This window comes from Arthrobacter sp. 131MFCol6.1, assembly GCF_000374925.1.
Lineage (GTDB): Bacteria > Actinomycetota > Actinomycetes > Actinomycetales > Micrococcaceae > Arthrobacter.
Map to the genome: position 1 here is coordinate 1 of NZ_KB895544.1, position 13,406 is coordinate 13,406.

Here is a 13,406-nt window from a genome sequence, read left to right on the forward strand (position 1 = left end):
CACACGCTGCACAAAATTTGAAACCAGCTAAAAACACCAGACCACACCACGGGGTGGCGGGCCCGGCAAATTCAACCAATTCAATACAATAAATTGGTATCAACAAACTTGGCACACTATTGAGTTCTCAAACAACAGACACACCCGGCACCACCACAACCAACTCGGTCGAGGATCGCTCCGGAGCAACTTTTCAAACTTACCCGGCCGCTTCACCCTAGTCAAATCGGCGATCCAAACTCAGTCTTGCCATTGGCTTCTGGGTCTTGGTGGCCGTTCAACTCCGGGGAGCAGCGCGGAAATAAACTCTACCACCACTTGGCCCGGCTGACAAAGCCGCCCTGAAGGCGGTGCAGAAAAGCCCGGAATCACGGGGATTCCGGGCCTCTCGCAGACACTCCTCGACGCGCGCCCGGTGAGGTGTCCGGGCGTTGCGCCTAGCCCAGCGGCTTGAAGTACGCGGCCCCGAGCGGAGGCAGGGTGACGGTAAGCATGGCCGGCTGTCCGTCCAGGCCTTCCTTCGTCGCGATCAGGGTTCCGGTGTTCTCCACCCCGGAACCGCCGTAGGTGGCGGCGTCGGTGTTGAGCACTTCCTGCCACTCACCGGCCGCCGGGACGCCCAGGAGGTAGTCCGTGTGCGGGCCGCCGGAGAAGTTCACGGCGCAGACCAGCGGGTTGCCGTCGGCGTCGCGGCGGATGAACGTCAGCACGTTGCGGTCCGAGTCTCCCCCGTTGATCCACTGGAAACCTTCGGGCTGGTTGTCCTGCTCGTACAGCGCCGGCGTGGAACGGTACAGCTCATTGAGGTCCTTGGTCAGGAGCTGCATGCCGTTGTGCGCAGGGATGTCCGCGAGCCACCAGTCCAGCCCGTACTGCTCCGACCACTCCGCTTCCTGGCCGAATTCGGTGCCCATGAAGATCAGCTGCTTGCCCGGGTGGGCCCACTGATATCCCAGGAACGCGCGCAGGTTTGCCAGTTGCTGCCACCGGTCCCCGGGCATCTTGCGCAGCATGGAGCCCTTGCCGTGCACAACTTCATCGTGGCTGATCGGCAGCAGGAAGTTTTCCGTGAAGGCGTAGACCATGGAGAACGTGATGGTGCCATGGTGCCACCGCCGGTTGTACGGGTCCTCGGCCATGTACTTGAGCGAGTCGTGCATCCAGCCCATGTTCCATTTGAGGCCGAAGCCCAGGCCACCGCCGCTCGTGGGTGCCGTGACGCCCGGGAAGGCGGTGGATTCCTCGGCGATCATGACCGCGCCGGGGTGGGTTTTGTAGACCGTGGCGTTGACTTCCTGGAGGAAGGAGATCGCTTCGAGGTTTTCGCGGCCGCCAAAACGGTTTGGCTGCCACTGGCCCTCTTCGCGGGAGTAGTCGAGGTAGAGCATGGAGGCGACGGCGTCCACGCGGAGCCCGTCGATATGGAACTCATCGAGCCAGTACAGCGCGTTGGCAACCAGGAAGTTGCGCACCTCCCTGCGGCCGAAGTCGAAGATCAGTGTTCCCCAGTCCGGGTGTTCGCCCAGGTTCGGATCGGCGTGCTCGTACAGGGGTTCGCCGTCGAACCGGGCCAGGGCCCACTCGTCCTTGGGGAAGTGCGCCGGGACCCAGTCCAGGAGGACGCCGATCCCGGCTTGGTGGAGTTCGTCGACGAGGTGACGGAATTCGTCCGGGTGCCCGAAGCGCGAGGTCGGCGCGAAGTACGAGGTGACCTGGTAGCCCCACGAGCCGCCGAAGGGGTGCTCGGCCACGGGCATGAACTCCACGTGGGTGAAGCCGAGCCATTTGACGTATTCCACGAGTTCCTTGGCCAGTTCGCGGTAACCCAGCCCCACCTTCCAGGAGCCGAGGTGGACCTCGTAGACGCTCATGGCCGAGTTGTGCGGATCGCGGGCGGCGCGGGCCTGCATCCACTCGGCATCCTTGAAGACATACGAGGGCTCCACCACCCGGGATGCCGTCAGCGGCGGGACCTCTGTGCCGAAGGCCAGCGGGTCCGCCTTTTCCACCCAGTATCCGTGCCGGGTCCTGAGTTCAAACTTGTAGCACGCCCCTGCTACAACCCCGGGGATGAAGACTTCCCACACACCGGTGGAACCGAGGGAGCGCATGGAGTGTTCGCGGCCGTCCCAGCCGTTGAAGTCACCCTTGACGCGCACTGCCTGGGCATTCGGGGCCCAGACGGCGAAGGACACGCCGTCGACGTCGCCCAGCGAGGACTTGTAGTGCTGCACATGCGCGCCCAGCACATCCCACAGGCGCTCGTGCCGGCCCTCGCCGATCAGGTGCAGATCCACTTCGCCGACGGTCGGCAGGTAACGGTAGGGGTCGTCCATGACCTGGGGCTCGTGGTCCTTGTAGGTCACCTCGAGCCGGTAATCGGGCACATGGCCGCGCTCGAGCGGCTCCATCACGGCCACCCAGACGCCGCTCGATTCGTGCGTCATGGGCGTCGAGCCTGCGGTCGTCACGACCGAAACCGCTTCCGCCAGGTGCTTGACCGTCCGGATGGTGACGTGGCCGTGGTCATCAAGGTGGGCGCCCAGGACCGAGTGGGGCGCGTGGTGTTCGCCGCTGGAGACCCTCGCAAGGGTCTCGCCATCCACAGGCAGTGGCGTGCCCGGCCGATCGATACGTGCTGATCCTGTCATTTTTATACCTTCCGCTGCGGCTTCGGCGGCGACGCCGGAACCTGTACTGCCGAGGAGACGACGCGATGCGTTCACCGGGATGGAGAGCCAGTCCGGCCTGTTCCGTAGTTCGTAGATGACTTCGTAGAGTGCTTTGTCGAGCCACAGCGCCACAAAGAGCGGCGAGTCCCGGTCGATGCTGCCGGGAATGACGTCGGCGTAGCCGGCCAGGAAAGCCTCAGCGCAGTCGTCCACCCAGGTTCCTGGCACCACGGCACCTGGGTTTTCGCGCACGGCGGCGCCGGCGGCGTAGTCGAAGGACCGCAGCATGCCAACAACGTCGCGAAGAGCGACGTCGGGGAAGTTGCGCTCGGAGATGGGGCGCAGGGGCTCGCCCTCGAAGTCGAGGATGGCCCAGCGCGGGGGGACCCCCGGCTCGCCCGGGACCATGCTGCCGGGAACCTGCAGGATCTGCCCGAGATGGAGGTCGCCGTGGATACGCTGGAGCGGCCCTGCACTGGTGCCCTTGAGCCGGCCGAGGAGACCGTCCAGCGCTTCTTCGTAAGGCCCGACGGCCTGGCCGGCCTGGGCCCAGGACTGGCGGACGCGCTCGGCTACTCCCGGCGCGATGTCCTGCCCCGGCGCAGATTCGGCGGCTGTGCCCAGGGCCTCGGCGAGCCTGCGATGCACGGTGGCCGTCGCCGCGCCCAGCGCGTGGGCTTCGGCAGCGAACCCGATCCCCCGGCTGGCCGCGTCCACGGCGAGCCGCCAGGCATCGAGTCCGCCGGCGAGGAATTCGTGCGCCACAGCAAGCTCGCCGGAGGCGAGACGGACAGTGGCGGGACGGACAGTGGCAGGACCGGCGGTACCGGGCTGGCCCGTCCCGGCGGCAGCCGCCGGCGTCTCCCACTCACCGGACACCCAGCCCAGGGTTGCCGGGACCTCCGAGGTGCGCCCTGCAGTCAGCGCCGCGCCGATTTCAACCTCGGGATTGTGGCCCTCGGACAGCACCCGGAAGAACTTCACGATGGCGACTGTGCCGCCGTCGTCGTCGTCCACGATCACCGAGCTGTTCGATTGCTCGCCGGAGAGGACCTTGACCTTGCCTGTTCCGGATGGCAGGCGGTAACCGGACTCCACCAGGTGGCCGGTGGCGTTGCCCGACGGCGTGGTTCCGCCGTGTCGCATGAGCTCCAGCCAGGCGGCGACGAATGAGGCGTCATGGACGCCGTCGTAGACCCACTGGTGGGCGGCATCAGCGCGGGTGCCGGGCAGTTCGCCGATCAGCGCACGCTCTGCCCCCGGCAGGGGTTCTGGCCGGAAACTGAGCGGCACCTGGACGACGTCGGTGCGGCTGCCGCCGGGCGTGGGGTAGGACACCGCGAGCAGCACCACCTCGAACGTGGCCGCACCGGCGGCCCCGCCGGCGGGTTCCAGGCGCAAACCGCCCGCTGGTTCGAAGGTGAACTCGGCGGTCTTGACAGGGAACCACCGCTGGCGCGGCAGCCACGCGCCAAGCAGTCCGCTCAAGGCCGGGGCAAGGGCTGGTCGAGTCATCTCAGCCCTCGATGGACAGGACGGGCATCGCCTGCGTGAACGGGGATGCCGGGTTGGAGGCGGCGGAACGGATCCGCAACCAGAAGAAATCGTGGCTGCCCAGGGTCAGCGTCAGCGTTCCGTCATCGCCGATGGCCGGGAAGGCCTGGCCGCCAAAGACGTCCCGGAGGCCACGGCCGGCGAAGTTCGGCACCCGCAGCGTGGCCGCCACGGGGTGCTGTGAGAGGTTGAAGGCGCACAGGATGGTCTCGGCGTCCTCGCCGGCGGCGTTGCCTTCCGGGAGTTCACGCAGGTAAGCGAGAACGACGTCGTGGTCAGCCTCCACATGCTTGAATCCGCCAAGCCCGAAGGCGGGGTGGTTCTTGCGGACGCTCAGGATCTGGCGGGTCCAGCGCAGCAGGGACCCCGAATGTGCGGCCTCGGCCTCCACGTTCGCCATGCTGTAGTTGTAGACCAGCGACTGGATCACCGGCAGGTACAGCTTGCCCGGGTCGGCGCTGGAGAACCCGGCGTTCCGGTCCGGGTTCCATTGCATCGGGGTGCGGACCGCGTCACGGTCCTCGAGCCAGATGTTGTCCCCCATGCCGATCTCGTCCCCGTAGTACAGGAACGGGCTGCCCGGCAGGGACAGCAGCAGGGCGTTGATGAGCTCGATCTCGGAGCGGGAGTTATCCAGCAGCGGGGCCAGCCGGCGGCGGATGCCGATGTTGGCGCGCATGCGCGGATCCGGCGCGTACCAGCCGAGCATCGCGGCGCGTTCGTCGGAGGTGACCATTTCCAGCGTCAGTTCATCGTGGTTGCGCAGGAACGTGCCCCACTGGGCGCCTTCGGGAATGTCCGGCGTGTCCTTCATCGTCTCGATGATGGGGGACGCCTTCTGGTCCCGCAGCGCGTAGTACAGGCGCGGCATGATCGGGAAGTGGAACGCCATGTGGCACTCCGGTTCCTCTTCGGTGCCGAAGTACTCCACCACTTCGGCGGGCGGCTGGTTGGCCTCGGCGATGATCACGCGGCCCGGGTAGCTTTCATCAACCATCCGGCGCAGCTGGCGGAGGAATTCGTGGGTCTGCGGCAGGTTCTCGCAGTTGGTGCCCTCCTCCTCGAACAGGTACGGGATGGCGTCGGCCCGGAAGCCGTCGATGCCCTGGTCCAGCCAGAACCGCACGACGTCGAAGAGCGCGTCGATGACCTTGGGGTTCTCGAAGTTGAGGTCGGGCTGGTGGCTGAAGAACCGGTGCCAGAAGAACTGCCGGCGGATGGGGTCGAAGGTCCAGTTGGATTCCTCCGTGTCCACGAAGATGATGCGGGCGTCTTCGTACTTCTCGTCCGTGTCGCTCCAGACGTAGAAGTCGCCGAACGGACCGTCGGGGTCCTTCCGCGACTCCTGGAACCACGGGTGCTGGTCGGAGGTGTGGTTCAGCGGAAGGTCGATGATCACCCGGACGCCCCGGGCATGGGCCTCGGCCACGAGCCGTTTGAAGTCGCTGATGGTGCCGAACTCGTCCAGCACGGAGTTGTAGTCCGAGATGTCGTAACCGCCGTCGCGCAGCGGTGACTGGAAGAACGGCGGGAGCCAGAGGCAGTCCACCCCGAGCCACTGCAGGTAGTCCAGTTTCTCGATCAGGCCGTGGAAGTCGCCCGAGCCGTCTCCGTTGCCGTCGGCGAAGCCCCGGACGAGGACCTCGTAGAAGACCGCCTTGCGGTACCAGAGGGGATCGTGCTGGAGGCCCGGGGCATTCAGTTCGAAGCTCCCCCTCGGGCTGAAGTGCTGGCTCGGGTTCTGCGGGCTGAAACTCACTGGCACTACCTCCGGATGCTAAGAATGTGAACGGGCTCGACGTGCGGGTCCAGGCGGACGTAGTTATATTCCCCCCATTCCCAACTCTCACCGGTCAGCAGGTCATCAACCATGAAACGGCCGTTGTGCGTGAAGTTCTCCGGGTCCAGTTCCAGCGCCGGCAGGTCCAGGGACACCGTGCTCTCCCGGGTGCCGTGCGGGTCCACGTTGACGACGATGATCAGGGTGTCCTTGGTCCCGTCCGCGAGGGTCTTGTGCTTGGAGTACACCACAGTGGAGCTGTCCGAGCTCTGGTGCACCGTCAGGTTCTGCAGGTCCCCCAGTGCGGGGTGCGCGCGCCGGATCCCGTTCAGCCGGGTCAGGTACGGGGCCAGGGTGCGCCCCGATTCTGCCGCCGCGTCCCAGTCGCGGGATTTGTACTCAAACTTCTCGTTGTCGATGTATTCCTCGGCGCCGGGACGCGCCACGTGTTCGTAGAGCTCGAAGCCGGCGTACACGCCCCAGATGGGGCTTGCCGTCGCGGCCAGGGCGGCACGGATCTTGAAGGCCGCCGGGCCGCCGAACTGCAGGTATTCGGTGAGGATGTCCGGGGTGTTGACGAAGAAGTTCGGCCGGAAGTAGGCCGCCGATTCGTGGCTGACCTCCTGGAAGTACTTCTCCAGTTCTTCCTTGGTGTTCCGCCAGGTGAAGTAGGTGTAGGACTGCTGGAAGCCGGCCCGGCCAAGGGCGTGCATCATGGCCGGGCGGGTGAACGCCTCGGCGAGGAAGACGACGTCGGGGTGCTTCTTGTTAACCTTGCCGATCAGCCATTCCCAGAACCACACTGGTTTGGTGTGCGGATTGTCCACGCGGAACACCTTGACGCCGTGGCTGACCCAGAGCATGACAATCCGGAGAATTTCGTTGGACAGCCCCGCGGGGTCGTTGTCGAAATTCAGCGGGAAAATATCCTGGTATTTCTTTGGCGGATTCTCCGCGTAGGCAATAGTGCCGTCGACGCGCGTGGTGAACCATTCCGGGTGGCTTTGCACCCACGGGTGGTCCGGCGCAGCCTGCAGGGCCAGGTCCAAGGCCACCTCGAGTCCCAGTTCGCCGGCCCGCGCCACGAACGCGTCGAAGTCCTCGAACGTGCCCAGGTCCGGGTGGATGGCGTCGTGACCGCCCTCGTGGGATCCGATGGCCCATGGCGAACCGGGATCGTGCGGTCCGGCGATCAGGGTGTTGTTCGGTCCCTTGCGGTGCTGGACGCCGATCGGGTGGATCGGGGGCATGTAGATGATGTCAAAGCCCATGGCGGCGACGGCGTCGAGGCGCTGAGCGGCGGTGCGGAAGGTGCCGGAGGTCCATTCCCCCGTGTCGTGGTTGCGCACGGCACCTTCGGAGCGCGGGAAGAATTCGTACCAGGCGCCGGACCCGGCAAGCTTTCGCTCCACCAGCAGCGGGTAGGGCTCGGAAACCGTCACAAGTTCGCGGATGGGCTGGCGTTCGACGACGGCGGCGACGTCGGCGCCGAAGCCGGCGGCGAGGCGTTCCTCGGGTGTCCGGGAGGTGTCTGAGAGGACGACGACGGCCATCCGCAGCGTCCTGCGGTCACCGGAGGGGCGGGAGGCGTCCTCGGAGGCTTCCGCCAGCAGCGCGGCACCTTCGGACAGCATGAGCTCGACGTCGATGCCGGCCTCCACCTTGACCTCGGCGTTGTGGTGCCAGGTGCCGTAGCGGTCGTGCCAGGCCTCGATGACGAAAGACCAGTTGCCGGTGGTGGGAGGGGTCAGGAGGCCTTCCCAGCGGTCCGTGCCCATTCCCCGGGGTCCGCGCGGCGGGGCGAGGCGGACCCGCTGCCGCTCTTTGCCGCGGGGGTCGAGCAGGACGGCGCTGACGCCGAGCTGGTCGTGTCCCTCCCGGAACGCGGTGGCTCCTACGACAATGGTTTGGCCCTCAACGGCTTTGGCGGGAAACTTTCCGCCCTCCACCGAAGGCTGCACGGCGGTGATCGGAAAGCGGCCAAATCGAAGGCCATCCGTGATCAGGGCCTTGGGCTTTTGCTTGGACACGGCGCTGGTTCGCGAGTTATTCGTCACGCCTCGACGTTATCTACAAAACGGCCAGAATGCTAAGGCCTCGAACGTTTTGCAGAGGTTTCCGGTCTTGGCGGACCGATATTCGTCATTTACCGGAAAGAATCCTAAAGCGGTTCCGGGGCACCGACTTGTCCGTTAGTGTTTCGCTGGTGAAGGCAATCCGCAGATTTACTGTCCGAACCGTTCTTCCGGAGTCGATCCGGCCGCTGGCCCGGCTCGCCACCAATCTCCGGTGGTCCTGGCATCGGCCCACCCGGGAGCTTTTTGAGGGGCTCAACCCCGGGATCTGGGCGGAGAGCGCCCACGACCCCGTGACTTTCCTGGGCCTGGTCAGCCGGGAAGAGCTGCAGCGCCTCGCCGCGGACCAGGACGTCGTGCAGCGTGTCCACGCCGCAGCCGACGACCTCGACCGGTACCTGGAACAGCCGCGCTGGTACCAGAGCCTGGGCGACGGCGCACCCGCGTGCATCGCGTACTTCTCGCCCGAATTCGGCATCACCGAGGTCCTGCCCCAGTACTCGGGCGGCCTTGGCATCCTGGCCGGGGACCACCTGAAAGCAGCCTCGGACCTTGGGGTGCCGCTGATCGGCGTCGGCCTCCTGTACCAGGCCGGCTACTTCAAGCAGTCGCTCTCCCGGGACGCCTGGCAGCAGGAAACGTACCCGGTCCTCGACCCCGACGGGCTGCCCCTGACGCTGCTGCGCGAGGCCTCCCCGGACGGCAATGGCAAACCGGTCCAGATCTCCCTGCCGCTTCCCCAGGGCCGGCGCCTGCTGGCGCACGTGTGGCGGGCCGACGTCGGACGCGTGCCGCTGCTGCTGCTGGATTCCAACGTTCCGGGCAACGACGAAGCCGCCCGCGGCATCACCGACCGCCTCTACGGCGGCGGCGGCGACCACCGGTTGCAGCAGGAACTCCTGCTGGGCATGGGCGGGGTCAAGGCGCTGCGGGAGTTCCAGCGGCTCACGGGCGTCCCCGCGCCGGAGGTCTTCCACACCAACGAGGGCCACGCAGGGTTCCTCGGCGTCGAGCGGATCCAGGAGTTGATGTCCGGCGCGGCGCCGCTGAGCTGGGAGGAAGCCCTGGCCGCCGGGCGGGCGTCCACGGTGTTCACCACCCACACGCCGGTGCCGGCAGGGATCGACCGCTTCGAAATCTCCCAGATTCAGCACTTCTTCGAAGCCGGCCTCGCCCCGGACGTCCCGGTGGCCAAGATCCTGGACCTGGGCCGCGAGGACTTCGCCGACGGCAACCCGTTCGTGTTCAACATGGCCGTGATGGGGCTGCGGCTGGCCCAGCGGGCCAACGGTGTGGCCAAACTGCACGGCGTGGTCTCACGCGGGATGTTCTCCGCCCTCTGGCCGGGCTTCGACCACTCCGAAATCCCCATCACCTCCGTCACCAACGGCGTGCACGTCCCCACCTGGGTGGACCCCCGCATCTCCGCGCTGGCGCGGGACCAGTTCGGCGCCGAGGCGGAGGCGCAGGGCCGGTGGGACCTGGCCTACAACGTCACCGACGAGGACCTCTGGGCATTGCGGCGCGAGATGCGGGTGTCCCTGGTGGAGGATGTCCGGCGCCGGCTCCGGGCCGCGTGGAAGAAGCGCGGCGCGGCCGACGCCGAGCTGGCGTGGACGGACTCCGTCCTGGACCCGGACATCCTGACCATCGGCTTTGCCCGCCGCGTGCCGACCTACAAGCGGCTGACCCTGATGCTGCGCGACCCGGAACGGCTCAAGGCGCTGCTGCTGCACAAGACGCACCCCATCCAGCTGGTCATCGCCGGGAAGTCGCACCCGGCGGACGACGCCGGCAAGAAGATGATCCAGGACCTCGTCCGGTTCACCGACGACCCCGCCGTGCGGCACCGGATCGCGTTCCTGCCCAACTACGACATCGCCATGGCCCGGACCCTGTTCCCCGGCTGCGATGTGTGGCTGAACAACCCGCTGCGCCCGCTGGAGGCCTGCGGTACATCCGGCATGAAGGCTGCCCTGAACGGTTCGCTGAACCTCTCGGTCATGGACGGCTGGTGGGATGAGATGTACGACGGCGAGAACGGCTGGGCGATCCCGACCGCCAACAACGATGCCTCCCCGGAAGAACGCGACGACATCGAGGCGGCGGCACTGTACGAGCTGCTCGAAACGCAGGTGGCACCGCGCTTCTACGGACTGACCGTGTCCGACGCCGCAGGCGCTGCCGGACCGTCCCAGCCCGGCCCGCAGGCGGTTCCCACGCACTGGGTCTCGATGATCAAGCACACCATGTCCCACCTGGGCCCGGCGGTTTCCGCGGAACGGATGCTCCGGGACTACGTCAACGTCCTGTACCGGCCCGCCGCGATCGCAGGACGCCGCGCTGTGGCGGACAATTACGCGCAGGCCAAGGCCCTGGCGGCGTGGAGCTCACGGGTCCGGGCCGCGTGGCCGCATATCCAGGTCGAACACGTCGACTCGGTGGGGGTCTCCGAGGACCCGCAGATCGGCGATCTGCTCCAGGTCAACGCGTACGTGGCGCTGCGTGAGCTCTCACCGGAGGACGTCTATGTTGAGGTGGCCTACGGCCGGGCCGAGGACTCCGACGAGCTGACGGACATCACGGTCGCGGAGCTGAAAGCCGCCGAGGACCTCGGCAAGGGCCGGCATCTCTTCAGCGGCACGCTGGTGATCGACCGTTCGGGGTCCTTCGGCTACACCGTGCGCGTGCTCCCCAAGAACGAGGCGCTGGCCTCCAAGGCGGAACTGGGCCTGATCGTCAACGCCTGACCGTCAACGCCTGCCGTCATGTTCCAGCCTCTTTTTAGAGGCAGACGGCAATGACGTCCAGGCTCTTGCCGGCGTAGCCTTCGGCGTCCTGCAGCGTTTCGCAGATCACGGCGAAGGAGCGGTCCGCCCGGAGCGCGGCAGGCACCTGCCAGATAAAGGTGACGGGAGCCTCGCCGTCGTCCGTCACGGTATCCGCGACGTCGTGCAGCGAATCGTGCAGGGCATCCAGGTCCGTGCCATAGTCCTCGGGGACGTCAAGGAGTTCGCCGAACGTGTCCAGGACCGCCTGCTTGGTGTCTGCGGCGGGAACCACCAGGGCGCGCCGGCCGGCGTCGCCGATTTGCGCCGTGAGTTCGTCGATGGTCCAGGTCTCTGCCGAGTAAATCTTCATGGGGTCCTTAGTCTCGAATTAATTAGGTGCGGTAGATATTGATCGTGTTGGCCTGGACGAGGTCGCGCTCACCGGAGGCGACGCGGGCGCCCTGACGCCGGTCATGGAGTTCGGACGTGGTCACCCGGAGTTCGAAGAGCCGGTGCCCGGTGCCGTCCTCGTTGCTCAGCCGCGGCAAGGTGACCTTGACGTCGTCGGCGCCGCCGTTGACCACCACGAGGCCGTCGACGTGACCGTCGTCGGACCCGAGCAGGAGCTGGATCACCCGGTGGCCGGGGTCATGCCACGTGTCTGCTGACATGGGCTTGCCGTCCACATCGAACCAGTGGAAGTAGGACTGGTTGTCACGCGCCGGGTAATCATGCGGCTGGCTGGCCAGAAACTCCTTGCGCAGCCGGATGACGCGCTTGGTGGTGCGCAGCATCGCATGGGATTCCGTGGTGCTGGTCCAGTCGATCCAGGCGAGCGCATTGTCCTGGCAGTAGGCGTTGTTGTTGCCCTGCTGGGTCCGGCAGATCTCGTCCCCGGCGGTGATCATGGGTACGCCCTGGGAAATCATCAGGCAGGCCATCAGGTTCCGCCTGCTTTGGGCGCGCCGGGCGAGGATGTCGCCGTCTTCGGTGGGGCCCTCGAAGCCGTGGTTGTAGCTGCGGTTGTCGCCGTGGCCGTCCCGGTTCTGCTCACCGTTGGCCTCGTTGTGCTTGCGGTCGTAGGCCGTCAGGTCGGCCAGGGTGAAGCCATCGTGTGCGGTGATCAGGTTCAGCGAGGCCAGCCGGGACCGGCCCGAGGACTCGAACAGCCGGGCCGAACCGGAGAGGGCGTCCGCGAGGCGGGCCACCGGGCCGCCGCTGCCGCCGCCGTCGATCGCAGCGCGGTCGGCGAGCCAGAAGCTGCGGACGGCATCGCGGAAGTGATCGTTCCAGTCCACCCACCCGGCGGGAAACCGGCCGGTCTGCCAGCCGCCGTAGCCCACGTCCCAGGGTTCGGAAATCAGCTTGACGCCGGACAGGACCGGATCGGCTCCTACGGCGACGAGGAAGGGGTGCCGCGGATCGAATTCGTTGGCGCTGTTGCGGCAGAGCGTGACGGCAAGGTCGAAGCGGAACCCGTCGATGTGGAACTCGCTCACCCAGTAGCGCAGGGAATCCAGCACCAGCTGCACCACGCGCGGTTCGCCGAAGTTCAGGCTGTTGCCGCAGCCCGTGGTGTCCACGTACCTGCCGTGGCCGTCGTTGCGGTAGTACTGCATCTCGCCCAGGCCGCGGAAGCTCAGGGTGGGACCGTCCGTGCCGCCCTCGGCGGTGTGGTTGTAGACGACGTCGAGGATGACCTCGAGCCCGGCGGCATGCAGCAGCTTGACCATGCCCTTGAACTCGTCCTGGACCGCGTGGGCGCCGGCGGCCTGGGCGGCCTCGGTGGCGTAGCCGGGATGCGGGGCGAAGAACGCGGCCGTGTTGTAGCCCCAGTAATTCGTCAGCCCGAGCTGCTGCAGGTGCGGCTCGTCCACGTGGAAATGCACGGGCAGGAGCTGGACCGCCGTGACGCCCAGCGAGATCAGGTGCTCGATCATGGCCGGGTGGGCCATCCCGGCGTACGTCCCCTGCAGGTCCTCCGGAATATCCGGGTGCAGCTTCGTCTGGCCCCGCACATGGGCCTCGTAGACGATCGTGTTGCGCCACGGGACCCGCGGGCTGCGGTCCAGGCCCCAGTCAAAATCGTTGCCGACCCGGACGCTGGTGATCAGACCCTCGCGTTCGTCGACGGCCCGGCCGTAGGGGTCCATCAGCAACGGCTGCTCGCCGACGGCATCGAAGTCCGTGCCGGGCATGGACAGCGGGAGGGCCTCATGTTCAGGGGATGCCCGGAAGCCGTAGCGCGAACCGGCGGGGATGCCCTCAACAATTCCGTGGTGGACGCCGTCCGTGAAGTTGGGCAGGGTCTTCACCTGCCAGGTTCCCCCGGGCGGCTGGTATGCGATCTCCAGGGTGGTCACGCCGGGCGCGTAGACGGCCACGTTGGCGAACGCGCCCCGGGGATCGTCCACTGCCGGCGACCCGGTATGTGGAACGCTGATCCCCAGCGGAAACGCCCGCGAAGCGTCTACGGTGGAAGCGGTATCTATGTAAGACATAACCATTGCTTAAAGCTTAGCCGGGCCAGACAAATGGCCCCCGTTTTCGTTTT

General features: G+C 66.7%; 6 protein-coding genes. 1 reads left to right on the top strand and 5 read right to left on the bottom strand.

The annotated features are described in order from the left end of the window. Positions 1-437: 437 nt before the first annotated feature. The 3 genes from C566_RS0109995 to C566_RS0110005 are packed head-to-tail and all read right to left on the bottom strand — an operon-like array spanning position 438 to position 8,063. Entirely contained in the window at positions 438-4,187 is a 3,750-nt protein-coding gene (locus tag C566_RS0109995) for a 1,4-alpha-glucan branching enzyme (RefSeq protein WP_026266564.1), read from the bottom strand. 1 nt (position 4,188) lies between these two features. Further along, positions 4,189-5,985: a maltose alpha-D-glucosyltransferase gene (treS, locus tag C566_RS0110000; protein ID WP_018774200.1), complete on the bottom strand. Its 1,797-nt coding sequence runs from the start codon at positions 5,983-5,985 to the stop codon at positions 4,189-4,191. Positions 5,986-5,990: 5 nt separating this feature from the next. Continuing rightward, entirely contained in the window at positions 5,991-8,063 is a 2,073-nt protein-coding gene (locus tag C566_RS0110005; RefSeq protein ID WP_155846851.1) for an alpha-1,4-glucan--maltose-1-phosphate maltosyltransferase, read from the bottom strand. A 149-nt stretch (positions 8,064-8,212) separates the two neighbouring features. On the opposite strand from C566_RS0110005, the gene glgP reads away from it, so the two are divergent. Beyond that, positions 8,213-10,831, top strand: a complete 2,619-nt coding sequence (glgP, locus tag C566_RS0110010; RefSeq protein WP_026266565.1) for an alpha-glucan family phosphorylase — start codon at positions 8,213-8,215, stop codon at positions 10,829-10,831. Between the two features lie 34 nt (positions 10,832-10,865). Here the strand turns inward: glgP and C566_RS0110015 are convergent, their stop codons facing one another. Next, a complete protein-coding gene (locus C566_RS0110015) occupies positions 10,866-11,222 on the bottom strand; it encodes a barstar family protein (RefSeq protein ID WP_018774203.1) in 357 nt (118 codons plus the stop codon). Between the two features lie 22 nt (positions 11,223-11,244). Beyond that, the gene (gene glgX, locus C566_RS0110020; protein ID WP_026266566.1) at positions 11,245-13,359 is read right to left on the bottom strand and encodes a glycogen debranching protein GlgX; all 2,115 of its coding nucleotides are present in this window, start codon (positions 13,357-13,359) and stop codon (positions 11,245-11,247) included. Between the last annotated feature and the right edge of the window lie 47 nt (positions 13,360-13,406).